Source organism: Ornithinicoccus sp. (assembly GCF_057176825.1).
Window position 1 is genome coordinate 1,497,161 of record NZ_CM169976.1, and the last position, 22,171, is coordinate 1,519,331.

The 22,171-nt window shown below is 72.1% G+C and carries 21 protein-coding genes; 12 read left to right on the top strand and 9 right to left on the bottom strand.

Translation table 11 applies throughout. The features are described from left to right. Positions 1-18 precede the first annotated feature (18 nt). The 3 genes from AC1QRC_RS07725 to AC1QRC_RS07735 all read left to right on the top strand — a co-directional run bounded on the left by AC1QRC_RS07725 (position 19) and on the right by AC1QRC_RS07735 (position 4,002). Positions 19-723 (top strand): MOSC domain-containing protein, encoded by a 705-nt coding sequence (locus tag AC1QRC_RS07725; RefSeq protein ID WP_484206195.1) that lies wholly within the window; start codon positions 19-21, stop codon positions 721-723. A 73-nt stretch (positions 724-796) separates the two neighbouring features. After that, positions 797-1,897, top strand: coding sequence for a non-hydrolyzing UDP-N-acetylglucosamine 2-epimerase (wecB, locus tag AC1QRC_RS07730; protein ID WP_484206196.1), 1,101 nt, complete (start codon positions 797-799; stop codon positions 1,895-1,897). Beyond that, a complete protein-coding gene (locus tag AC1QRC_RS07735) occupies positions 1,894-4,002 on the top strand; it encodes an acyltransferase family protein (RefSeq protein ID WP_484206197.1) in 2,109 nt (702 codons plus the stop codon). The genes wecB and AC1QRC_RS07735 overlap by 4 nt, the downstream gene beginning before the upstream one ends. A gap of 3 nt (positions 4,003-4,005) precedes the next feature. Here AC1QRC_RS07735 and AC1QRC_RS07740 read toward each other — a convergent pair whose 3' ends face one another. The 6 genes from AC1QRC_RS07740 to AC1QRC_RS07765 form a co-directional block, all read right to left on the bottom strand. Then, entirely contained in the window at positions 4,006-6,165 is a 2,160-nt protein-coding gene (locus AC1QRC_RS07740; protein WP_484206198.1) for a glycosyltransferase family 4 protein, read from the bottom strand. Between the two features lie 41 nt (positions 6,166-6,206). Next, entirely contained in the window at positions 6,207-7,844 is a 1,638-nt protein-coding gene (locus tag AC1QRC_RS07745; RefSeq protein ID WP_484206199.1) for a glycosyltransferase family 2 protein, read from the bottom strand. 263 nt (positions 7,845-8,107) lie between these two features. Further along, positions 8,108-8,716 (bottom strand): hypothetical protein, encoded by a 609-nt coding sequence (locus AC1QRC_RS07750; RefSeq protein ID WP_484206200.1) that lies wholly within the window; start codon positions 8,714-8,716, stop codon positions 8,108-8,110. Continuing rightward, complete coding sequence (locus AC1QRC_RS07755) at positions 8,713-9,009, bottom strand: hypothetical protein (RefSeq protein WP_484206201.1); 297 nt, start codon at positions 9,007-9,009, stop codon at positions 8,713-8,715. Before AC1QRC_RS07755 ends, AC1QRC_RS07750 begins: the two co-directional genes overlap by 4 nt. A gap of 145 nt (positions 9,010-9,154) precedes the next feature. Then, the gene (locus AC1QRC_RS07760; protein ID WP_484206202.1) at positions 9,155-9,382 is read right to left on the bottom strand and encodes an acyl-CoA carboxylase subunit epsilon; all 228 of its coding nucleotides are present in this window, start codon (positions 9,380-9,382) and stop codon (positions 9,155-9,157) included. Then, on the bottom strand, positions 9,379-10,974 hold the full coding sequence (locus AC1QRC_RS07765; protein WP_484206203.1) for an acyl-CoA carboxylase subunit beta: 1,596 nt from the start codon (positions 10,972-10,974) through the stop codon (positions 9,379-9,381). The genes AC1QRC_RS07760 and AC1QRC_RS07765 overlap by 4 nt, the downstream gene beginning before the upstream one ends. A 55-nt stretch (positions 10,975-11,029) precedes the next feature. Between AC1QRC_RS07765 and AC1QRC_RS07770 the strand changes: the two genes are divergently transcribed. Genes AC1QRC_RS07770 through AC1QRC_RS07785 form a run of 4 tightly spaced genes read left to right on the top strand, consistent with a single transcriptional unit; the run spans position 11,030 to position 14,372 of the window. After that, the gene (locus AC1QRC_RS07770) at positions 11,030-11,782 is read left to right on the top strand and encodes a biotin--[acetyl-CoA-carboxylase] ligase (protein WP_484206204.1); all 753 of its coding nucleotides are present in this window, start codon (positions 11,030-11,032) and stop codon (positions 11,780-11,782) included. Between the two features lie 9 nt (positions 11,783-11,791). Next, on the top strand, positions 11,792-12,589 hold the full coding sequence (locus tag AC1QRC_RS07775; protein WP_484206205.1) for an enoyl-CoA hydratase/isomerase family protein: 798 nt from the start codon (positions 11,792-11,794) through the stop codon (positions 12,587-12,589). A gap of 25 nt (positions 12,590-12,614) precedes the next feature. Continuing rightward, a complete protein-coding gene (locus AC1QRC_RS07780) occupies positions 12,615-13,298 on the top strand; it encodes a response regulator transcription factor (protein WP_484206206.1) in 684 nt (227 codons plus the stop codon). 15 nt (positions 13,299-13,313) lie between these two features. Then, positions 13,314-14,372, top strand: a complete 1,059-nt coding sequence (locus AC1QRC_RS07785; protein ID WP_484206207.1) for a sensor histidine kinase — start codon at positions 13,314-13,316, stop codon at positions 14,370-14,372. On the opposite strand, the gene AC1QRC_RS07790 is transcribed toward AC1QRC_RS07785, so the two are convergent. Further along, on the bottom strand, positions 14,345-14,908 hold the full coding sequence (locus AC1QRC_RS07790) for a GtrA family protein (RefSeq protein WP_484206208.1): 564 nt from the start codon (positions 14,906-14,908) through the stop codon (positions 14,345-14,347). The genes AC1QRC_RS07785 and AC1QRC_RS07790 overlap by 28 nt on opposite strands. Before the next feature lie 38 nt (positions 14,909-14,946). On the opposite strand from AC1QRC_RS07790, the gene AC1QRC_RS07795 reads away from it, so the two are divergent. Both AC1QRC_RS07795 and purE read left to right on the top strand, forming a co-directional pair. Continuing rightward, positions 14,947-16,188, top strand: coding sequence for a 5-(carboxyamino)imidazole ribonucleotide synthase (locus AC1QRC_RS07795; RefSeq protein WP_484206209.1), 1,242 nt, complete (start codon positions 14,947-14,949; stop codon positions 16,186-16,188). After that, positions 16,185-16,736, top strand: coding sequence for a 5-(carboxyamino)imidazole ribonucleotide mutase (gene purE, locus AC1QRC_RS07800; RefSeq protein WP_484206210.1), 552 nt, complete (start codon positions 16,185-16,187; stop codon positions 16,734-16,736). The genes AC1QRC_RS07795 and purE overlap by 4 nt, the downstream gene beginning before the upstream one ends. A gap of 9 nt (positions 16,737-16,745) precedes the next feature. Here purE and AC1QRC_RS07805 read toward each other — a convergent pair whose 3' ends face one another. Next, a complete protein-coding gene (locus AC1QRC_RS07805; RefSeq protein ID WP_484206211.1) occupies positions 16,746-17,189 on the bottom strand; it encodes a CoA-binding protein in 444 nt (147 codons plus the stop codon). A 71-nt stretch (positions 17,190-17,260) separates the two neighbouring features. Here AC1QRC_RS07805 and AC1QRC_RS07810 point away from each other — a divergent pair, with 71 nt between their 5' ends. The 3 genes from AC1QRC_RS07810 (at position 17,261) to AC1QRC_RS07820 (ending at position 20,431) form a co-directional block, all read left to right on the top strand. Next, complete coding sequence (locus AC1QRC_RS07810; RefSeq protein WP_484206212.1) at positions 17,261-18,280, top strand: LLM class F420-dependent oxidoreductase; 1,020 nt, start codon at positions 17,261-17,263, stop codon at positions 18,278-18,280. 8 nt (positions 18,281-18,288) lie between these two features. Then, positions 18,289-19,473, top strand: a complete 1,185-nt coding sequence (locus AC1QRC_RS07815) for an acyl-CoA dehydrogenase family protein (RefSeq protein WP_484206213.1) — start codon at positions 18,289-18,291, stop codon at positions 19,471-19,473. A gap of 124 nt (positions 19,474-19,597) precedes the next feature. Next, on the top strand, positions 19,598-20,431 hold the full coding sequence (locus tag AC1QRC_RS07820; RefSeq protein ID WP_484206214.1) for a hypothetical protein: 834 nt from the start codon (positions 19,598-19,600) through the stop codon (positions 20,429-20,431). Here the strand turns inward: AC1QRC_RS07820 and AC1QRC_RS07825 are convergent. Further along, positions 20,416-22,167, bottom strand: a complete 1,752-nt coding sequence (locus tag AC1QRC_RS07825) for a SelB domain-containing protein (protein WP_484206215.1) — start codon at positions 22,165-22,167, stop codon at positions 20,416-20,418. The two genes, AC1QRC_RS07820 and AC1QRC_RS07825, sit on opposite strands and share 16 nt — an antisense overlap. Between the last annotated feature and the right edge of the window lie 4 nt (positions 22,168-22,171).

Genomic DNA, 22,171 nt, shown 5'->3' on the forward strand with positions numbered 1-22,171 from the left:
TCGGCATACGGTGTCGGTATGTCGTCCGCTCGCGTGCAGTCCGTCAACGTCGGCTCCGCGGTCCCCTCCTCGGCAACGTCGGCCCCCAAGGGGACGACCGGGATCGACAAGCGCCCCGTCGACCGGCTGGAGGTGCACGACCCGGGACCGAAGGACGGGGGCGAGGGCAGCGGCGTGCAGGGTGACCACATTGGCGACCAGCGCCACCATGGCGGGAGCACCCAGGCCGTGTACCTCGTGGCCCGCGAGGAGCTGGACCACTGGGGTCGGGACCTGGGGCGGGAGCTGCGGTCGGGCATGTTCGGGGAGAACGTCACCACCACCGGCCTGGCGGTCGATGACCTCCTCCTCGGCACCCGGCTGTCCTTCAGACCCCGGGACGGCGACGGTGCGGTCCTGCGGGTCTCCGGTCCCCGCATCCCGTGCCGCACCTTCGCGGCACACGTGGGGGTCGCGGGGTGGGTCCGACGCTTCACCGAGCACGGTCGCCCCGGCGCCTACTGCGCCGTCGAGATCCCGGGCACGATCCGTGCCGGCGATCCCATCACGGTGCTCGACGAGCCGGACCACGGGATCGGTATCTGCCTGGCGTTCCGGGCCCTCACGGGGGACCTGGACGCCGCCGTCCGGCTGTTGGACGCGCGGGTCCTGCCCGAGGTGGAGCACGAGGCTCTGGCGTCGCGGGGGGCGCGCCGCACCTCGACCGGGACGGCCACGTCGTAGCGACCTGGCGCCCGCACGGCGCGTGACGTGTCAGACTTGGACGCTGAACCACGCCCCCGAACGAATGGTTGAGATGGCCCCCCTCGTCGTCCATGTCACTGGTGCGCGCCCGAACTTCCCGAAGGCCGCTCCCGTCCTCGATGCCCTCGCCGCCTACGACGTCGAGCAGTTGCTCGTGCATACCGGGCAGCACTATGACGACGCGATGTCCGACGTCTTCTTCCGCCAACTGGGCATCCCCAGGCCCGACGTGAACCTGGGTGTGGGCTCGGGCGCCCACGGCGCCCAGACGGCCAAGGTGATGATCGCCCTGGAAGAGCTCTTCCTGGAGCGCACGCCCGACCTGGTCGTGGTCTACGGCGACGTGAACTCCACCGTGGCGGCTGCCCTGGTGGCCGCCAAGCTCGGCATCACCTTCGCCCACGTCGAGGCGGGCCTGCGCTCCTTCGACCTGACCATGCCGGAGGAGATCAACCGGATGGTCACCGACCGCCTCTCCGACCTGCTGCTGTGCACCAGTGCCGACGCCATCGCGCACCTGGGCAACGAGGGCACCGACCCGGACAAGATCCACCTGGTCGGCAATCCCATGATCGACACGCTGTTGAAGCACGAGCGCAGCTTCGACGCCGCAGCCGTGCGGGACCAGCTGTCGATCGAGGGGGATTACATCGTGGCCACGCTGCACCGGCCGGGCAACGTGGACGACCCCGCCGATGTGCGGGAGCTGGTGTCCGCGGTGCACGCCGTCGCGGACCAGGCGCAGGTCGTCATCCCGCTGCACCCCCGTGGTCGGGCCCGGCTCGAGGAGGCCGGCTTCCTGGACCACGACCGGATGCGGGTCATCGACCCGTTGGGCTACCTGGAGTTCATGGGTCTGGTGCGCGGCGCCGCGGCCGTCGTCACCGACTCCGGAGGCGTCCAGGAGGAGACCACCATCCTGGGCGTCCCGTGCCTGACGTTGCGGCCGAACACCGAGCGTCCCGTCACGATCACCCATGGGACCAACCAGCTGGTGACCCGGCAGACCCTCCCGGGGGCGGTGGCGCAGGTCCTAGCGCGTGGCCGCTTGGACGCCTGGGACACCCCGCCGCTGTGGGACGGCCACGCCGGTGAACGGATCGCCGGCGTGCTCGCCGGGGCCGTGCAGGCCCCGCCCCGGTCGGAGGCGTGACCGCCCCGGTCCGGGGGGATCACGCACCGCCCCAGGCGCCGCCTTCTCGCGGCGGCCACGGGCGGACACCGCTGCGCGGTGACATCGAGGGTCTGCGGGCCGTGGCCGTCGGCACGGTGCTGCTCTACCACGTCGGCATCCCGTTCATGCCGGGCGGCTTCGTCGGGGTGGACATCTTCTTCGTGATCTCGGGCTTCCTGATCACCTCGCTGCTGCTGCGCGAGGCGGCCAGGACCGGCCGGATCTCCCTGGCCGACTTCTACGCCCGACGGGCCCGCCGGCTGCTCCCTGCGGCCTCGCTGGTGCTCCTGTGCACGGCGGCCGCCGGATGGCTCGTGCTGCCGGGGCAGGATCGGGCCAACCTCGGCATCGACGTGGTCGCGGCCACCGGGTACGTCGTGAACTGGGCGCTGGCGTTCCGATCCGTGGACTACCTGGCGGAGGACGCTGCCCCCTCGGCCCTGCAGCACTACTGGTCGCTGTCGGTCGAGGAGCAGTTCTACGTGGTGTGGCCGCTGCTGATCATCCTCGGGCTGTTCCTGGCCCGCCGGACCGGGCTCCGGCCCAAGCCGCTGCTGTTCGTCGTCCTGGGCCTCGTCGCGGCTGCCTCGCTGGCGTACTCGGTGCTGCACACCCGGTCCGACCCGGCAACCGCCTACTTCTACACCACGACCCGGGTCTGGGAGCTGGCCATCGGGGCGCTGCTGGCCTTCCTCGTGGTGCGGCTGGGCTCGCTGCCGCGGCGTGCGGCGGAGGCCCTGGCCGCGGTGGGCCTGGTGCTGGTGGTCTGGTCGGCGTTCTTCCTCACCGGGTCGCACCCCTGGCCGGGATCCTGGGCCCTGGTCCCGACGGTGGGAGCCGCCCTCGTGATCGCCGCCGGCTGCGCGAGCCAGGGCACCGTCACCGCCCGGCTGCTCAGCCTGCCCCCGCTGGTGTGGATCGGGGGACTGTCCTACGCCATCTACCTGTGGCACTGGCCGCTGCTCGTCCTGGCGAAGGCGGCCGTCCCCGAGCTGCGGCTGCGCCACCTCGTGGTGCTGGGGGCGCTGTCGGTGCTCCTGGCATGGCTGACCAAGCACCTCGTGGAGGATCCGGTGCGGTTCCATCCCGGCCTGAGCGCCAAGGCCTCACGGGGCCTGGTGTTCGGCCTGGCCACGATGCTGGTGACCGCCCTCGCCGGGCTCGCGGTCTGGCTCACCGTGCCCAAGCTCGACCAGGACGCCCAGGTCGAGGGAGCCACCCATCTCATCGCCGACCCGGACGCCACCGAGTGGACCGTGCGCGAGGACCTGGACGCCGTGCTCACCACCTCGGGGCCGGTCACCCCGGACCCGGCCGTCGCCGCCGAAGACGTCCCGAGCTACTACGCGGACGACTGCCAGATCAAGGAGGGCGACAGTGCGGTCGACCCGTCCTGCGTCTACGGCGACCCGGACGGCGATCGGACGATCGCCCTGCTCGGGGACTCCAAGATGGGCCAGTGGTTCCCGGCGGTGGAAGCCATCGCGGAGCGTGAGGGCTGGCGCATCGAGCTGTACCTCAAGTCCGCCTGCGCCTTCACCCACGACGGTGCCGAGGCCGATTGTGAGGAGTTCGCCGACAACGTCCTGGCGCACGTGCAGGAGGAGGGTGCACCGGATCTTGCGCTCGTGTCGCAGGGCGCCGCGAGCAGTGAGGCCCTGCGCTCGGGCATGGCCGACGCGATCGGGGACCTGAAGGAGCAGGGCACCGAGGTCGTCGTGCTGGCCGACTCCCCGCGGCCGGGGGAGGAGCAGGTCTACACCTGTGTGGAGGAGAACCCCGAGGACTACTCGGCGTGCGGCTTCGACGCGGAGGGACATGGTCGGTCCGGCCGCGGGTCCCCCGCGCTGGAGGCGGCGGCCGAGACTGCTGGGGCACCGTTCCTGGACCTGAACGGGTGGATCTGCCCACCCGGGCGGGAGCAGTGCCCGCCGGTGATCGGCGACACCCTCGTCTACCGACAGGGCAGCCACGTCACCGCGAGCTACGTCCGCACGCTGACGCCGTTCCTCTACCGGGCGCTGGCGCAGGAAGGACTGACCTCGCGCGAGGTCGGCGAGATCTCCGTGTCCGAGGTGCCCTGACCGTCAGCCGAGCAGCTCGTGGTAGGCCTCGTCCACGATCCCGGTCATGTCGCTCCAGTCTCGCTCGCCCAGCACCCACTCCCTGGCTTGGCGGCCCATCCGCTCCCGCAGCTCCGGGTCATCCAGGTAGCGGGTCAGCTGCCGGGTGAGGTCGTGCGCGTCGCCCTTGGCGAAGACCAGGCCGCGGACGTCGGGCTCGACGATCTCGGTGAGCGCGGCGACCGAGCTGGCGATGCACGCCTTGCCCATGGCCATCGACTCGAACGGCTTGATCGGGCTGATCAGCTCAGAGACCGGCAGCGGCAACCGGGGGAACGGAGTGATCTGGAAGATCGACAGGTAGCGGGCGACCTGGTCGTGCGGCACCCGGCCGGTGAACAGCACGACGTCCTCGACCCCGAGGTCCTTGGTCAGCCGCAACAGGTGCTCCTGGAAGTGCCCGTCGCCCACGATGATCACGGCGAAGTCGTCGCGGGTGCGCTTTAGCTCGGCGGCAGCTTCCACCAGCAGGGTGAGCCCCTCGTAGTCGACCAGGCCCCCGGCGTAGCCGATGACCGTCTTGCCCTGCAGACCCAGCTCGTCCAGGAGGGTCTGGTCCGGGTCGCGGGGCTCGAACTGGCTGGTGTGCACGCCGTTGGGCAGCACCCGGATCCGGTCGGCGGGCCCCCCGCGCCGGATCATCTCCTCCCGGAGTGCCTCGGTGATGACGAAGGTCAGGTCGGCCTGCTGGACGATGTGACGCTCCAGCCCCGTCATGTAGGCGTGCCCGTCGGTCCGGGCGAACTCAGGGTTCCGGGAGACCTTCATGAGGTCCTCCAGCCCCCGCATCTCGTACACGAACGGGATCCCCAGGCGGCGCGCGGCGCGCAGTCCGGCCAGACCGTTGTTCTGGAAGCTGCTCGCGTGGATCAGACCGGCCTGGTGCTCCCGGGCGAGCTCCTCCAGACGCACCGCGAACCGGTCGATGTAGCCGGCGAGCGGAGTCGTCCGGTAGTCCCGCTGGCCGGGCTCCAGCAGCCGGCGGTAGGTCAGGCCGTCGATGACGTCCTGGTCCGGGACGTTGCGCTTGTCGTCGTGGCCCCAGAAGTCGTAGGGGAACCCGAGGCGGGTCGTGGCCAGGACGTCCCAGTCGAGCTGCCGCAGACCGGTGAGGATGCCGTGGCTGCGGGTCGCGTACCCGCCGGAGCGGTGCGGCAGTGACTGGGCCAGGACGGACAGGACGGCCCGGGGACGCGGCTCGTAGGAACGGGGCTGTGCCTGGTCGGCGGGCCAGCCGGTGCGGGCGATGTGGATCTGGTCTGACGCCTGGTCGTGGGCCTGTCGTGCCCCGCGGTGGTTGCCGACCCGCAGAATCCGGTCGGTCATCACCTGGGCGGTGTCGAGCCAGCCGGCGCGGGAGGCGCGCTGGGCGAGGGCGACGGCGGTCTTCGTGGGGACTGCGGCCACGGTCTCGGGGTCCTGCGCGGCATACAGATCGCGCAACTCGTCCCAGGCATCGAGTGAGCCGAGCACCCTGCTCGCGGCCCGGAATCCCTCAGGACTGCTCATCCCCACCGTGAGGGCAGTGGCCCGCTGGGCCTCGTCGTCGCCAGCACGTCGGATCTCGGTCTCTGCGCGCAGCAGGTCCAGCGAGGAGGTGGTGAACGGCACCTGCCAGGTGGCGACGTTTGCCAGGAACGCCTCGGCCTCGGCGACCTCCTTCGTCGAGAACCAGTCCAGCAGCCGCTGCGCGTCGACCTCGCGGTGGGGGCGGGTGGTTGCGGCTAGGGCGTTGGTCGCCACCACTAGGTCGCGGTGGCGACTGCGTTGGGCGACGGTCATGGCCAGGCCGACCGCCTCAGCATCGGGCTCCAGGGTCAGCGTGGTGCGCGCCTCCCGCACCGCGTCCTCCAACGAGCCGAGGGACAGATGGGCCCACGCCTTCAAGCCGTGGCCGGTGGCCCCCAGCGCCCCCTCCGGGACGCGATCGAGCAGCCGCAGTCCCTGCTGGAACTCCTTGGCCCGCAGGATCTGCAGGCGGGCCTTGGCCAAGACGGCGCGGCGACCCGTGGACCCCCCCTGGCCGGGCAGGGCGGCGACCGGGTCGAGGGGGGCACGGCGCACGGCGGCGCGGGCAGCGCGCCGTCCCTGGGTGCGGAGGGAGGTGACATCGAGTGCGGGCATGGGGCTCCTTGTCATGTGTCCCGGAGGGGGCGGTCCGGGACTCAGAGGCTCACGTGGGTGGTGGGATCACCGTAGAAGAGGAGGCGACCCGTCGCGGTGAGGAAGGTCGAGTCGGCCACGTCCCAGGTGTGTGCGTGTCGGTCCGCGCCACGCACCGAGACGTAGTTGTAGCGGTCTCCCGAGTAGACGCGGACCCCGTCGGCCATGGCGCGGTCCAGGATGTCGGAGTCGACGGCACGGGGGAGGTCGCCGAACCGGACCTGACGCACGACGTCGCCGGCGAAGAGCATGGACCCGCCCTGCACGCGGCGTTCGTAACGGTGCTCGGAGTCGGGGTAGCGCAGCACGACCGCACCGGTCGAGCGCAGCCACACGTAGTGGCACCACTTCCCGACGATCCCGGCGTCGGTGTAGCCGAAGGTGGACAGGAGGTCGGACAGGAAGCGCGGACCGTAGTAGTTGTCGTCGTCCATCTTGGCGATGAACCGTCCGCCTGCGGCGTCGACGCCAAGGTTCATACAGGCGCCGAGCGTGAGGTCGGCCTCCGCGTGCACGATCTGCACGTTCTCGACGCCCGCGGCAGCCGCCCGGCGCTGCAGGTCCGCATCGTCGGTCTCCAGACCGTGCAGCACCAGCACCAACTCCAGCGCGGGGTGGTCCTGACGGCCGAGGTTGGCGAACACGTTGTCCAGCTCGTGCAGCCGGTTGGTGGGCACGACCGCCGAGACCGTCGGTGGCTCCGCGGCCGGGGCCGGCAGGCCCGCGGCACCGGCCAGCGCGCGCGCCCTGTCGGCGCCGGTGTGCCCGGCGAGGACGGCCCGCTGCAGCAGGAGGCCCTCGCGGGCCACGAGCTCCTCCTGGTGGATCCGGGCGACCAGCTCGCTGCGCAGGGCGCGGGGCTCCCCGACCCTCGGGATCAGGGCGGCGAGATCCTCGGGCAGGTCCGCGTGCTCGGGGGTGCCGACCACGGGGGTCTGCGCGGCGGCCGCGGCCACCGTGCTCCAGGCGCCGCCCGGTGCGGTGGATGACAGGTCGAGGAACACGCGGGCCCCGCCCGGGTCGGAGGTGGCTCCCTCCACGCGGTCGGCCAGGGACGAGGGGAGGGGCACCGACGCGGACTTCCCGGGAGTGCGCACGATGTGGGTGTCGGCGCGCTTCATCGGCCCGACGGCCCCACCGACCAGCCGTGGCACGGAATCGTCGGACAGCCGCGACAGGCCGTCGACCACGACGAGGCCCCCATGGCGGCGGGTGGTCGTGTCGTCCTCGCGCGCCAGACCCGCCCTGCGGGGCTGGGCGGCCGCGGGCCAGTGGTGAACGGTGCGCCCGGTGGCCCGCATCGCGGCGGCCGCGGCGCCGGAGGAGGTACCGAGCACCTCGATCGAGTCGGCCCAGTCGCCCGGGGGCAGGTCGTCGGTCACCCACAGCACGACGGGGATCCCGGCGTCGCGGGCGCGTTCCAGCACATGGCGCAGCGGGGCTCCGTCACCCCAGCCGGCGACCGAGCCACCGACGCCCTCGAGGACCACGAGGTCGACACCCTCCAGTGTCGTGCGCCAGGTCCGTCGCTCGAGGGTGCGTTGCTGCCACTCGGGGGCGAGGAGGTCACGGAGCACGGGCCGTGCGGCCACGGCGACCGTGAGCAGCAACGGCGGCGCGGGCGCGTGGGGTGCGGTCACCGGGCCGCCGGGGGCATCGCTGTCGGGGGCATCGACAGAGGGCCCGGGGGTCGGGGGCTTCGCGCGTGCTGCGTCGTCGGGCGCGCTCGGGGTCTCTGCGGGGGAGGTGGGGGAGGTGCCGCGGACTTCGCGGACGGCGGCCCGTGCGGCACGGCGCAGCCTTACGCCCACGGCGCTCAGGTTCTTCACTCGATCCATCGCGCGCCATCCTGTCACGACGTCGCGTGGTTGCCGGCGTCGCCAGGGCTCCGCCGGCCGCGTCGCTAGCCCGCCGGGGGAGCCGCAGGCTCCGCCACGGCGTCCTCGGCGGGGATCCCGCGGTCACGCACCAGGTAGAGCCACGGGAATGCCCGGCACCCGACCTGCCAGCCGTCCCGCTCCCACCGGTGGGTCGGCCCGCTCCAGACGACCCGGCGGTGCTCCCACTGGGTCGGGGTACGGACCATCCGGTGGCGGAGCATGCCGGCCTCGACGGTGTGCCAGCCCAACCGACCGGCGATCTCGAGCTCGCGCATCTCGTCCAGGGCGGTGACCGGCCCGAGCCAGCGATACCGCGGGGAGTCGGCCGGCTCGCTGCGGGACCCGAAGCGTTGCTGCACGGCCTGCCGGGTCAGCCCGAGCTCGCTGCCGATCGCCGCCCAGCTGAGGCCGCTGGCGCGGGCCGCAGTCACGGACTGCTGCAACAGGTCGCGGGCCGCCGTCTCGGCCGCTGCCGCACGGTGGACCAGGGTGAGGTGATCGCCCGGGTCCGTGGGGTCCACCGGAGGATCGCCGTCCCCGTGACCACCGAGGATCGCCTCCCCGATGGCCTGCACCAGGGCGTCGTCCGAGGGGCTGCGCGGGTCGTGCTCCGTCGGGGGAGTCGCGCTCACTGCCGGTCCTGGCTGCCGTCTGCGCCGTCGCGGCTGGGCAGCCACTGGGCTCCGCGGTCGAGGTCCTGCTCCTCCTTCCGCCTCCAGAAGAGGCGGGAGCCGATGAGGTAGGCCCCGATGACCATCAGGGCGATGGTGGCGCCCTGGAACAGGCCCCGGAGGAACCCGCCGTCGAACAGGTCGGCGACGAAGAAACAGACGAATCCGACCAGGATCGCCCCGAGTCCCACCGGCATCGTGACGGGGGATGCGGGACGTGCGGCGCGGGAGAAGGGGGAGTCGGAGCGAGTCATGACGTCAACCGTACGTTGACACTCAGGGACGTGTCAATGTCGCATTGACGAGAGGCGTGGGGTGCCGACGCCAGCGACGGCTCGTGTGGAGCATAAAGGGGCCTATGACCCCCTCCATGTGACACGCGAGATCGGCCGGGCCGGGTCAGCGGGGCAGGGCCGAACCCCGCCACGCCCCGGGGCCGGGGGACAGTCGGGGCCGGGCCGCCCGGCTGCGGGAGTTCCACAGCGACCGCGGCGCGCCGGCGCTCCCCGGGCCGTCCGGGGAGGCGTCGCCGCCCAGCAGGCTCAGGACGGCCACCACGGCAGCCGTCTCCTCCGGCGTGGCGTTGCCGCCCTCCACCCGGATCAGGGGGTGCTCCGGCGCGCTCACAGCGGGATGTTCCCGTGCTTCTTGGGTGGGCGGTTGGCCCGTTTCGTGCGGAGCGTGCGCAGCGCCCTGACCACCTGGATCCGGGTGTCCGACGGGGCTATCACCGCGTCGATGTAGCCCCGCTCGGCGGCGATGTAGGGGTTGGCCAGGGTGTCCTCGTACTCCTGGATCCGGCGGGCGCGCTCGGCATCGACGTCGCCCCCCGCCTCGGCGACGTCGGACAGCTGCTTGCGGTAGAGGATGTTGGCGGCGCCCTGGGCACCCATCACGGCGATCTGCGCCGTGGGCCAGGCGAAGTTGAGGTCCGCCCCCAGGTGCTTGGACCCCATCACGTCGTACGCGCCCCCGTAGGCCTTGCGGGTGATGACGGTGACCAGCGGCACCGTCGCCTCGGCATACGCATAGAGCAGTTTGGCCCCACGGCGGATGATGCCGCCCCACTCCTGGTCGGTGCCCGGGAGGAAGCCGGGGACGTCGACGAAGGTCAGGATCGGGATGTTGAACGCATCGCAGGTCCGCACGAAGCGGGCGGCCTTCTCGGAGGCGTCGATGTCGAGCGTGCCGGCGAGCTGCAGCGGCTGGTTGGCCACCACCCCGATCGAGTGGCCCTCGACCCGGCCGAAGCCGCACACGATGTTGGGGGCGAAGAGCTCCTGGACCTGCAGGAACTCCCCGTCGTCCAGCACGTGCCCGATGACCGTCAGCATGTCGTAGGGCATGTTGGCGGAGTCTGGCACCAGGGTGTCCAACTCCTCGTCCTCGGCCGAGACCTCCAGATCTGCCTCGGCCTCGAACGCCGGCGGGTCCTCCAGATTGTTCTGCGGCAGGTGGGACAACAGGTCCTGCACGTAGCCGATGGCGTCGGACTCGTCGGTGGCCATGTAGTGCGCCACGCCGGACCGGGTGTTGTGGGTGCGGGCGCCGCCCAGGTCCTCGAAGCTGACGTCCTCCCCGGTGACCGTCTTGATGACGTCGGGTCCGGTGATGAACATGTGCGAGGTCTGGTCCACCATCACCGTGAAGTCGGTGATCGCTGGGGAGTAGACGGCCCCGCCCGCGCACGGGCCGAGCACCAACGAGATCTGCGGGACGACCCCGGAGGCGTGCACGTTGCGGCGGAAGATCTCGGCATACAGCCCCAGCGCCACGACCCCCTCCTGGATACGGGCGCCGCCGGAGTCGTTGATCCCGATGACGGGGCAGCCGATCTTCATGGCCAGGTCCATGACCTTGACGATCTTCTCGCCGAAGACCTCACCCAGCGACCCGCCGAAGACGGTGAAGTCCTGGGCGAAGACCGCGACCGGCCGCCCGTCGACGGTGCCGTAGCCGGTGACCACGCCGTCGCCGTAGGGCCGGCTGCGGTCCTGGCCGAACGCCGTGGAACGGTGCCGGGCCAGCTCGTCGAGCTCGGTGAAGGAGCCCTCGTCCAGCAGCTCCTCGATCCGCTCGCGCGCCGTCTTCTTGCCCTTGGCGTGCTGCTTCTCCACGGCCCGCGCCGATCCGGCGTGCACGGCCTCGTCGACGCGCCGCCGGTGGTCGGCCAGCCGCCCCGCGGTGGTGCGCATGTCCGGGCTGACGTCCTCACTCATGGGGACAACCTACTGCGGGCGGAGTGTCCCGGTGCCGCCCGTCTAGCCTGGCCGGGTGACGCAGCTGCGATGGGCGGCCCCCGAGTGGCACGCCACGGTCCCCTCCACGAACGTGCTGGCCCACGAGGACCTGCGTCCCGGCCGGGTGATCGTGGCGGACCACCAGAGCGCCGGCCAAGGGCGCCGGGGTCGGACCTGGACGGCGCCGCCCGGGGCCTCGCTGGCCGTGACCGTGGTGCTCCCTGCGCCCGAGGGGCCCGACGTCGGCTGGGTGCCGCTGGTCGGCGGGCTCGCGGTCGCGGAGGCGCTCGCAGACAGCCGGTATGCCGTGACCGCGCGCCTGAAGTGGCCCAACGACGTCCTGGCCCAGGCGGACGGGGAGCTGCGCAAGATCTGTGGGGTGCTGGCGCAGGCGGTCCCGGACGGTCCGCACGGCCCGGTGGTCGTGCTCGGGGCCGGGGTCAACATCGACCAGGGGGCCGAGGACCTGCCGGTGCCGACGGCCACGTCGTGGCGCCTGGCACGCGGGGGCGGCGCACCGCTGCCGGACGGGGCCCGGGAGGAGTTCCTCGGGCACTACCTGGACCGACTCGCCCACCGGCTGGCCGACCTCGGGGCCGCGCGGACGGCATACCGCCTCTGGTGCGACACGCTGGGGCGCGAGGTGACCGTGCACCAGCCCGACGGCTACGAGCGGCGGGGACGGGCCGTCGAGGTCACCGACGAGGGACTGCTGGTCATCGAGGGCAGGGGGACCCGGACGGTGCACCATGTGGGTGACGTGGTGCACGTCCGCCCGGCTGGCTAGCCTGCGTGCATGACCTCCGACGACTTGATGCTGCAGGTCACCCGGCACGGCCCCGAGGGGCACGTGGTCGAGGTGGCGCTGAACCGGCCGCAGGCGATGAACGCCATCTCGACCGCCTTCGCCCAGGAGATCGCGGCGACGACGCGTGAGCTGGCCGCCGACCCGTCCGTGCGGGCCGTGGTGCTCACCAGCACCCACGAGCGGGCGTTCTGCGTCGGTGCCGACCTCAAGGAGCGCAACAACTTCACCGACCAGCAGATGACCGAGCAGCGGTTGATCACCCAGCAGGCCTACACGGGCGTGCTCAACCTGCCGATGCCCGCGATCGCCGCCGTCGAGGGGTTTGCGCTGGGCGGCGGGTTCGAACTCGCCCTGTCCTGTGACCTGATCGTCGCGGGGGAACAGGCCACGGTCGGACTGCCGGAGGTCTCGGTCGGTGTCATCCCCGGTGGCGGGGGCACCCAGCTGCTGACCCGGCGGGTGGGGTGGTCGCGGGCCGCGTCGATGATCTTCACGGCGCGACGACTCGCCGTCCCCGAGGCGCACGCGCTGGGGGTGCTGGACGAGGTGGTGTCTCCCGGGGCGGCCCGGGACCGTGCGCTGGAGCTCGCGGCGACCATCGCCGGCAACTCTCCGGTGGGCGTGCGTAACGCCAAGCGGGCCATGCGGTTCGGCACCGATGTCGACCTCGCCACCGGCCTGCAGATCGAGGACTCGGGGTGGCGGGCGACGGCCCTGTCGGCCGACCGGCAGGAGGGGATCGCGGCCTTCGTGGAGAAGCGCGCCCCCCGGTGGCCCGGAATCTGACCCGTAGCCAACTAGGATTACCCCCATGACCCGTGTGTTGCTGGCCGAGGACGATGAAAACATCTCCGAACCCCTGGCCCGGGCGCTGTTGCGCGAGGGCTACGACGTAGAGGTAGCGGTCGACGGTCGCCAGGCGCTCAAACTCGCCGGTGGCACCCCGCCGGACCTCGTCGTGCTGGACCTGGGGCTGCCCTACGTGGACGGGTTGGAGGTCTGTCGGCGGATCCGTCAGCAAGGACTCATCTGCCCCGTGTTGATCCTCACCGCCCGGGGTGACGAGGTCGACACGGTCGTGGGTCTGGACGCAGGCGCCGACGACTATGTGACCAAGCCGTTCCGCCTCGCCGAGCTGCTGGCCCGCGTGCGGGCGCTGCTGCGGCGCGGGGGCGAGGGCCCCGAGGCCGGTGGGGACAGGCCCGTCACCATCGACAACAACGCCCGGCGTGCCTTCCTCAACGGCCAGGAGCTGCAGCTGACGGCCAAGGAGTTCGACCTGCTGCGGGTCCTGATGCGTGAGGGCGGCAAGGTCGTCTCCCGCGAGGACCTGATGCGCGAGGTCTGGGAGAGCACCTGGTACGGCTCCACCAAGACGCTCGACATGCACGTCTCAGTGCTGCGCCGCAAGCTGGGCGAGGACGCCAACGACCCCAAGCACATCGTCACCGTGCGAGGCGTGGGTTTCCGGTTCGAGAACGAACCGGAAGGCTGAGCGCCGCGGCCCGACGTGGGTAAGGCCCTTCGCGCACTCGCGATCCAGTCGGCAGCCATCACCGCTGCGCTCGTGGTGGTGCTGGCCTTCAGCGTTGCTGCGGTCCTGCTGCAGCTCGAGCAGGAGCGTGACCCGGACGGGGTGGGCCTGCTGCCGGGATGGGTGCTGGTGCTGGCGGGCCTGGTGTTCGTGCTGCTCGCCGCGGCCATCGCCGCCTGGGTCGGGTATCTCGTGGCCGAGCGGGACGCCCGCCGGCTGCTCGAGCCCCTCCGGTCACTGGCCCAGCGTGCCGAGGAGTTCGGCAGCGGCGGGTTCGCCTTCGACTCGATCACGGGCGGCGAGGGGCACGGTCGCCTCACCCGGTCCGGGATCGAGGAGATCGACGCCGTGTCCCGGATCCTGGACCGCAACTCCCGGGCCCTGGCACGGGCCCTGTCCGCCGAGCGTTCGTTCGCCGCGGACGCCTCCCACCAGCTGCGCACCCCCCTGGCGGCGCTGCTGATGCGGTTGGAGGAGATCGCCGAGGCCGAGGACGTGGGGGTGGCCCAGAGCGAGGCGGTCATCGCGATCTCGCAGACCGAGCGACTGGCCGGTGTGGTGGACGACCTGCTCCACCGCACCCGGGCCGGGCACGCCGACGGTGGGCGTTCGGTGTCGCTGGACACCGTGCTGTTCACCCTGCAGAACGAGTGGACGCACGCCTTCTCCTCCGCGGGGCGCACCGTCTCGGTGACCCTCGAGCGCGGGATGATCGTCCGGTCCTCGGCCTCGGCGATCTCCCAGATCCTCAACACCCTGCTGGAGAACTCGCTGGTGCACGGCGCCGGAGACGTCCGGGTCACCGCCCGGCGCAGTGGCCCCTCGGCCGTCCTGGAGGTGGAGGACGAGGGCAAGGGGATCCCCGACGAGCTGGCCCGACGCATCTTCGAGCGGGCGGTCAGCGGCGGTGGCGGCACCGGGTTGGGGCTGGCGGTGGCCCGCGAGTCGGCCGAGCAGTTCGGCGGACGGCTGGAACTGGTCCAGGCGCGTCCCGCGGTGTTTGCGCTCTATGTGTCGATGGCACCCGTGCAGTGAGCGTCGTCCGGGTCGCCCCCGCGCGACTCGTGCGGCACCAGGTGGGTGTCGATCTCGGCCAGCGCGTCACCCCGGAAGACGAAGGTGCGGTAGGCCCAGAAGCGGAAGAGCGTCCCGAGGACCAGTCCCACCCCGTTGGCGCTGATGTTGTCGGCCAGTTGGCTGTGCAGGTCGAGCACGTAGCGGGAGAACCCGAGGCAGGCCACCGCGATGGCCAGGCCCAGGATGTTGAACAGCACGAAGAGGGCGAACTCGTGTGCCACGGCGGCGCGGCGCCGGTGGCGGAAGGTCCAGTAGCGGTTGCCGAGCCAGGCGACCACCATCGCCACGCAGGTCGCCGCGATCTTGGCGCGCAGCGGGATGTCATGCATCGGGCCCTCGGGCGCGCCGGGCAGCCCGAAGACGAAGTAGTTGTAGAGGGTCGTGTCGACGATGAACGCCACCAGTCCCACCACGCCGAACTTGGCCGCCTCCCGGATGAGAACGTCCAGGGCGCCGCGGGCACGCTGGATCAGGCCGGGGTGGTCGTGGGTCACCGCGGCAGTCTACGCGGCGGGAAGTAGGCTGGACCCCCGTGAGCTTCACCCCCCAGACCGCACCGTCGGCCCCGCCGTCCCCGCCCGCACCGCGCCGCGCCGAGGGGGGCTTCCCGGTCGTCGGCATCATCGGTGGCGGGCAGCTGGCCCGGATGTGCCAGCCCCCCGCCGTGGGGTTGTCCCTGACGTTGTCGGTGCTGGCCGAGTCCGAGACGGCCTCGGCCGCTCTGGTGGTGCCGCACTCCCCGGTGGGGGAGCACACCGACCTGGAGGCCGTGCGCCGATTCGCGGCGCACTGTGACGTGGTGACCTTCGACCACGAGCACGTCCCGGCAGAGGTGCTGGCCGCGCTGGAGGTCGACGGGGTGGCGCTGCACCCCGGGCCAGAGGCGCTGACCCACGCCCAGGACAAGCTGGTCATGCGGCGTAGACTCACCGAGCTCGGCATCCCCTGCCCCCGGTGGACCGCGGCCTGCACCGTCGAGGAGGTGGAGGCGTTCGCGTCCGGGGAGTGGCCGATCGTGGCCAAGACGCCGCGGGGCGGCTACGACGGCAAGGGGGTGCGCCTCGTCCGGTCAGCCGCCGACCTGTCCGACTGGCTCGCCCAAGTGGGGCGGCCCGGTCCGCTCGTGGACGGCATCCTGCTGGAGGAGGCGGTCGAATTCACCCGCGAGCTCGCTGCCCTCGTCGCGCGCAGCCCCAGCGGGCAGGCCGCCACCTGGCCGGTGGTGGAGACGGTCCAGACCGATGGCATCTGCACCGAGGTGTTGGCGCCGGCTCCGGACCTGGACCCCGACCTGGCGGCCTCCGCCGGAGAGGCTGCGCTGCGCATCGCCGGTGAGTTGGGCGTGACCGGTGTCATGGCGGTCGAGATGTTCGAGGTGCGGGACCGGGAGACCGGTGCCCCCGCATACCTGGTCAACGAGCTCGCGATGCGCCCCCACAACAGCGGTCACTGGACCATCGACGGGTCCGTCACCAGCCAGTTCGAGCAGCACCTGCGGGCCGTCCTGGATCTTCCGCTCGGCGACCCCTCGGCGCGGCAGCCGTGGACCGTCATGGCGAACGTTCTCGGCGGGGAGCACCCCGACCTCTACCCGACCTACCGGCACCTGCTGGCCCGCGACCCTGGCCTGCGGGTGCACCTCTACGGCAAGGGCGTGCGCCCGGGCCGCAAACTGGGCCACGTCACCGTCTACGGCGACGCGCCCGAGCTGTCGGACCTGCGCGAGCGGGCCCGGCACGCCGCCGACTACCTCCAGGGAGTGATCACCGAATGAGCGATCCCAGCGGACCCCGCGACAGCGGGGAGACGGCCGTCGGGCTGGTGATGGGCAGCGACAGCGACTGGCCGGTGATGGAGCAGGCCGCGCTGGTGCTGGACGAGCTCGGCATCGGCTACCAGGCCGACGTCGTCTCGGCGCACCGGATGCCGACCGAGATGATCGACTACGGCCGCACCGCCGCCGACCGGGGGTTGCGGGTGATCGTCGCCGGCGCCGGGGGAGCCGCGCACCTGCCGGGGATGTTGGCCTCGGTCACCGTGCTGCCCGTGATCGGCGTCCCCGTGCCACTGAAGCACCTGGACGGGATGGACTCCCTGCTCTCCATCGTGCAGATGCCGGCTGGGATCCCGGTGGCCACGGTGTCCGTCGGAGGGGCCCGCAATGCCGGGTTGCTCGCGGCCCGGGTGCTGGCGGCCGGCACGGACGAGGATGCGGCGGCGCTGCGCGAGCGGTTGGCCGCCTTCGCCGAGGACCTGCGGGAGCAGGCCCACGCCAAGGGCCAGCGGCTGCGCGACCTCAGCCGGCAGCGCGGGGCGAAGTGACCCGCCGCCTCAGACCATGAAGCGCGGGTACTCGATCTTCGGGCAGGTGTCCATCACGACATCCAGCCCGGCAGCGACCGCACGCTCGGCGGCGGCCTCGTCGATCACACCGAGCTGCAGCCAGAGGGCACGGATGCCGAGGCGCTCCCGCTGCTCCAGCGCCTCGTCGACGACCTCTCCGACGACCGCGGAGTTCACGAACAGGTCGACCACATCCACCTGCGTGCCGTCCGGGATCTCGGACAGCGAGGCATAGCCGACCTCCCCGAAGACCTCCTCGGCCCGGGGGTGCACCGGGATGATGCGGTGGCCCAGTGTCTGCTGCAGGAACTGCGAGATGCCGTATGCCGTGCGCTGGGTGTTGGCGGACAGGCCGACGACTGCCCACGTCGCCGGGGTGCCCAACAGGTGACGGATCACGCCGTCGTCGTTGCGGTGCGGACTGGTCGACATGACCCGATTGTCTCGCGAACCCCGATGGGCCCCACATGCGGCCCCCGGAGACCGGGTCTAGTTTGTGTCCCATGCGCTTCGGAATCTTTGTGCCCCAGGGTTGGCGGATGGACCTGGCAGGGATCGATCCTGCCCGGCAGTGGCAGGTCATGCAGGACCTCGCGGTGCGGGCCGACCGGACGCCCGCCTGGGAGTCCATCTGGGTCTACGACCACTTCCACACGGTGCCCGAGCCCACCGACCAGGGCAACCACGAGGCCTGGACCCTGATGGCCGCCTTCGCCGCCGTTACCGACCGGGTGCGTCTGGGGCAGATGTGCAGTTGCATCAGCTATCGGGAGCCGACCTACCTGGCCAAGGTGGCTGCGACGGTCGACGCCGTCTCCGCGGGGCGGATCGAGATGGGGATCGGCGCAGGGTGGTACGAGCAGGAGTGGCGCGCCTACGGCTACGGCTTCCCGCGCGCGGGGAAGCGGCTGGCCCGGCTGCGCGAGGGCGTGGAGATCTTCCGGCAGATGTGGACCACCGGGTCGGCGACCCTCGACGGCACGCACTACCAGGTGGACGGCGCCCTCTGCTTCCCCCGACCCCTGCAGGGGACGAGCCTGCCGGGTTCGGCGAGCAACGGCATACCGATGTGGATCGCCGGGGGCGGGGAACGCAAGACCCTGCGCATCGCGGCGGAGTATGCCGACTACACCAACTTCGTGGGGGACCTGGAGGGCTTCACCCACAAGTCCGAGGTGCTGCGCGGCCACTGTGCCGACATCGGCCGGGACTTCGACTCGATCGTGCGCACCGCGGACTACAACGTCTTCATCGGCGAGACGGAACGGGAGGTCGAGGACCGGCTCTCCTGGCTGCACGACCACGTCCTGCGGAGCGGGCTCAGCCAGGCCCGCGCCGACAAGGCGGTGGCGGACGCCCGAGGCGGCCCCCTGGTGGGCACGCCCGAGCAGGTGATCGCCGCGCTGCAGCAACTGGAGCGTGCTGGGATGGACTACGCGATCACCTACTTCGCCGAGGCGGCTTGGGACACCTCCGGGATCGAGCTGTTCGAGCGCGAGGTGATTCCCGCCCTGGCCGGCTGAGTGTCGCCATGCGACCGGCCGGTAACATCACGCGGGTGACCGACTTCGACCTGTTCCGCATCTCCGAGGACCACGAGGCGCTGCGCGAGGCGGTGCGCGACGTCGCGGAGGCCAAGATCGCCCCGCACGCGGCCCGTGTCGACGAGGAGGGCGTCTTCCCGCAGGAGGCGCTGGACGCCCTCACCGCGACCGACTTCCATGCCCCCCACATCCCGGAGGACTACGACGGGGTGGGCGCTGACGCGCTCGCCACCTGCCTGGTCATCGAGGAGGTCGCGCGGGTCTGTGCCTCGTCCTCCCTCATCCCCGCGGTCAACAAGCTCGGCACGATGCCGATCCTGCTGGGAGCCTCCGAGGAGCTCAAGGCGACGTACCTGCCCCCGGTGGCCCGGGGCGAGGCGATGTTCTCCTACGGGCTGTCCGAGGCCAACGCTGGGTCCGACACCGCCGGGATGACGTGCCGGGCGCTCGCCGACGGCGACGACTTCGTGCTGAACGGGCAGAAGTCCTGGATCACCAACGCCGGGGTCTCGGAGTTCTACACCGTGATGGCCGTCACCGACCCCGACGGGGAGCGCGGCCGCAACGTCAGCGCCTTCGTGGTGGAGAAGTCCGACGAGGGCTTCACCTTCGGGGAGCCCGAGAAGAAGTTGGGGATCAAGGGTTCGCCGACGCGGGAGCTGCTCTTCGACAACTGCCGCATCCCGGCAGACCGGATGATCGGGGCGCCGGGGGAGGGGCTGAAGATCGCGCTGCGCACCCTGGATCACACCCGGGTCACCATCGGCGCCCAGGCGGTCGGCATCGCCCAGGGAGCTCTGGACTTCGCCCTGGGCTATGTGAAGGAGCGCCAGCAGTTCGGCAAGCCGGTGGCCCAGTTCCAGGGCGTGCAGTTCATGCTGGCCGACATGGGGATGAAGCTCGAGGCGGCCCGTCAGTTGGTGTACGCGGCCGCGGCCAAGTCCGAGCGCGGTGACGCCGATCTGCCCTACTTCGGCGCCGCCGCCAAGTGCTACGCCTCGGACGTGGCGATGGAGATCACCACCGATGCGGTGCAGCTGCTCGGGGGCTACGGCTACACCCGGGACTTCCCGGTCGAGCGGATGATGCGCGACGCCAAGATCACCCAGATCTACGAGGGCACCAACCAGGTGCAGCGCCTGGTGATGGCCCGCCAGCTGCTGCAGCGCTGAGCCCCGCGCCCGGACGCCTCACCCGCTCGGTGTGACCTGGGCCACAGATTCCGGGCGGAGGGTCCGCTAACGTCGAATGCCGTCGCAACCGCTGACCCAACCCCCGGAAAGGGGCTGATAGCCCATGGTTACGACGACCCACTCCCATTCCCTGCCCAGCCGCCGCACCGTCCTCGCCGGCATGGCCGCAGGCACCGTCCTCGGCACGCTCGGGCTCCGCGGTGCGCTCCCGGCCGCCGGCCACGGCGAGATCATCAGTTATCCGGACATCGACGGGGCGCCGACGGTCTATGAGGCCACCGAGGCGCTGAGCAGCTTCGGCTACCGTCCGTCATTCCACGACCGGCTGGGCTCCTGGTTGCAGTACTGGGACGCCAACACCCCGAGTTCGTTCGCCCGCCAGTTCCAGGTGTGGAGCCTCGGCGCGCATGCCGACCACCGGGTGTCCGAGGCCCACAACAACGGCCGGGGCTTTGACCTGACACGCATCTTCGTCCGGGACGGGTCCGGGGCGCTGGTCGAGCAGTTCAACGCCCGTCGCGACATCTGGCAGGACTGGCCGGAGGCAGACCAGGTGGTGCAACTGCGGCGCTACTGGGCGACCTCGGCCTCCGCGCACCACCACTTCGCCCACGTCCTCACCTACGCCTGGGACCCCGCGGGGCACAACAACCACATCCACATCGACAACCTGGCCTCCGGGTCGGGGAACTCCACCTTCGGGACCGGGTCGCAGGCGCAGGTCTACCACGTGCAGGGAGCGTGCCGGCACGTCTGGGGCCTGAGCACGACCCTGGACGGCATCTGGGGTCCGGAGACCGACGGGCACTCCACCCAGGTGCTCCGCGCGGCCGGTGTCGCGTCCGGCACGCTGACCTCGTCGCAGGCCAACTGGCAGGCGTTCAACACCGCGACGGTCCGCAACGGTTACGGCACGCAGAGCTACCCGGCGCCCTGAACGGGTGGATCGGAAGCCGGCGGCGTCGCCGGGTCGAGCACCACGCGCTGTGCGGCATCCACCCGCCGGGTGACGCCGAGGTGGTCCAGGTGCTCCAGGAGCGGGATCACCACGCGCCGTGAGGTGGCCAGCGCCTCCCTCGCCGCGCTGGCGGTGAACGGTTGCTCCAGGTGTCGCAGCACCTGCGCCGCCTGCCGGGGCGCGTCGGGCAGGAGGAGGACGTCCCTGCCGAGGAGCAGCACCAGCCCGGCCGTCGAGGCCTCGCGCAGCGCCCGCGGGCCCAGGCCCGACGCCTGCAGGTGCTCGCCGGACGGGGCCGCGAACGGCTGTCGCGCCAGCGCCGTGCGGATGTCCCCCAGCGCGCTGACCTCGGCGGAGGTCAGGTTGGGGGCCCTCCGCTGCGCGACCGTGGCGTCCCGCACCACCAGGTCCGCCTCGGCGAGCAGGTCCTCCCACAACCGGCGTCCGGCCAGCCCGGTCACCTCGCGGAGTGACGCCGCGGGGAAGGGCCCCTGCCGGGCAGCGTCGGACAGGCGCTGACGGGCGCGCGCCCACTGTTGCGCGTCGACCAACTGCCCTCCCCGGCGCAGCACCGCCCCGGAGCCGCGCAGCTCGGCGGCCCGCCGTCCCGCGTCTCCGCGCCGTGCGAGTGGGGGCGGCGCGGGCTGCAGCACGATCACACCCGCGAGCACAGCGCGGCGACCCGGATCACGCAGTAGGCCGCGGTCGCCCGGACGCAGGACGAGCGGGTCGTCCCAGGTGAGCCGCCACAGGTCACCGTCCAACGGCCGCAACCGCACCTGGCGGGAGGCCGTCCCGAGGTGCAACATGACGTGCCCCGGCAGCTCCCGGGGGTCGACCGCGGTGAGCTGCACATCGGCTGCGGACGTCGGGGGCACGGGGCTGCCCAGCAGTCGGTCGCCGCGGGCCAGCCTGCTGGCGGGGACGCCCCGCAGGTTGACCGCGGCCCGGGCGGGGGCCGGGACGACGTCGCGGTCCTGGCCCAGGGCCTGGACCCGGCGCACGCTTGCGCCGACCGTCCCGGACGACAGACCGAGGTGGACCCGCTGACCCGCCCGGACCGACCCGGCGCTCAGGGTCCCGGTCACGACGCTGCCACTCCCGCGCACCGAGAAGGCCCGGTCCACCCAGAGGTCGGCCCGTTCCTCCGCGCCGCTCCCGCCGCCGCCCGGGGGGTCGTCCGGGTCGCCGGTGTCGGCGGGGTCGCCCGCCCGGGCGCGTGTCTGCTCTGCCAGGTCCAGCAGGGCCGCACGGACGTCGTCCACACCCTGCTCGTGCCCGGGTCGCGAGCACGCTGTCAGCATGGAGGCACCCTCCAGTCCCGACCCGGCGAGCCGCTCCCTGGCCTCGGCGAGAGCCGGGGCGGGATCGGTCAGGTCGCTGCGGGTCACCACGACCACACCCCGGGAGACCCCGAGCGCCTCGATCGCCGCGGCGTGCTCGGTGGTCTGTGCCGACCACCCGGAGTCTGCCGCGACGACCAGCAGCACGGTCGCGGCGGGGCCGAGCCCGGCCAGGGTGGTGCCGATGAACCGTTCGTGACCGGGCACGTCGACGAGGGCCACCTCGGTGCCGGTCGGTCCGGACAGCCAGGCGTAGCCCAGATCGATCGTCAGACCCCGGCGCTGCTCCTCGGCCAGTCGGTCCGGCTCCATCCCGGTCAGGGCGCGCACGAGGGCGGTCTTGCCGTGGTCGACGTGGCCGGCAGTGCTCACGACC

What these genes read in the sequence shown, in the direction of transcription:
- purE (WP_484206210.1), top strand. Translation starts at nt 16,185, where the DNA reads ATGAGCGATCCCAGCGGACCCCGCGACAGCGGGGAGACGGCCGTCGGG.
- AC1QRC_RS07820 (WP_484206214.1), top strand. Translation starts at nt 19,598, where the DNA reads ATGGTTACGACGACCCACTCCCATTCCCTGCCCAGCCGCCGCACCGTC.
- AC1QRC_RS07815 (WP_484206213.1), top strand. Translation starts at nt 18,289, where the DNA reads ATGCGACCGGCCGGTAACATCACGCGGGTGACCGACTTCGACCTGTTC.
- AC1QRC_RS07810 (WP_484206212.1), top strand. Translation starts at nt 17,261, where the DNA reads ATGCGCTTCGGAATCTTTGTGCCCCAGGGTTGGCGGATGGACCTGGCA.
- AC1QRC_RS07780 (WP_484206206.1), top strand. Translation starts at nt 12,615, where the DNA reads ATGACCCGTGTGTTGCTGGCCGAGGACGATGAAAACATCTCCGAACCC.
- AC1QRC_RS07740 (WP_484206198.1), bottom strand. Translation starts at nt 6,165, where the DNA reads ATGCCCGCACTCGATGTCACCTCCCTCCGCACCCAGGGACGGCGCGCT.
- AC1QRC_RS07765 (WP_484206203.1), bottom strand. Translation starts at nt 10,974, where the DNA reads ATGAGTGAGGACGTCAGCCCGGACATGCGCACCACCGCGGGGCGGCTG.
- AC1QRC_RS07805 (WP_484206211.1), bottom strand. Translation starts at nt 17,189, where the DNA reads ATGTCGACCAGTCCGCACCGCAACGACGACGGCGTGATCCGTCACCTG.
- AC1QRC_RS07725 (WP_484206195.1), top strand. Translation starts at nt 19, where the DNA reads ATGTCGTCCGCTCGCGTGCAGTCCGTCAACGTCGGCTCCGCGGTCCCC.
- AC1QRC_RS07755 (WP_484206201.1), bottom strand. Translation starts at nt 9,009, where the DNA reads ATGACTCGCTCCGACTCCCCCTTCTCCCGCGCCGCACGTCCCGCATCC.
- wecB (WP_484206196.1), top strand. Translation starts at nt 797, where the DNA reads ATGGCCCCCCTCGTCGTCCATGTCACTGGTGCGCGCCCGAACTTCCCG.
- AC1QRC_RS07775 (WP_484206205.1), top strand. Translation starts at nt 11,792, where the DNA reads ATGACCTCCGACGACTTGATGCTGCAGGTCACCCGGCACGGCCCCGAG.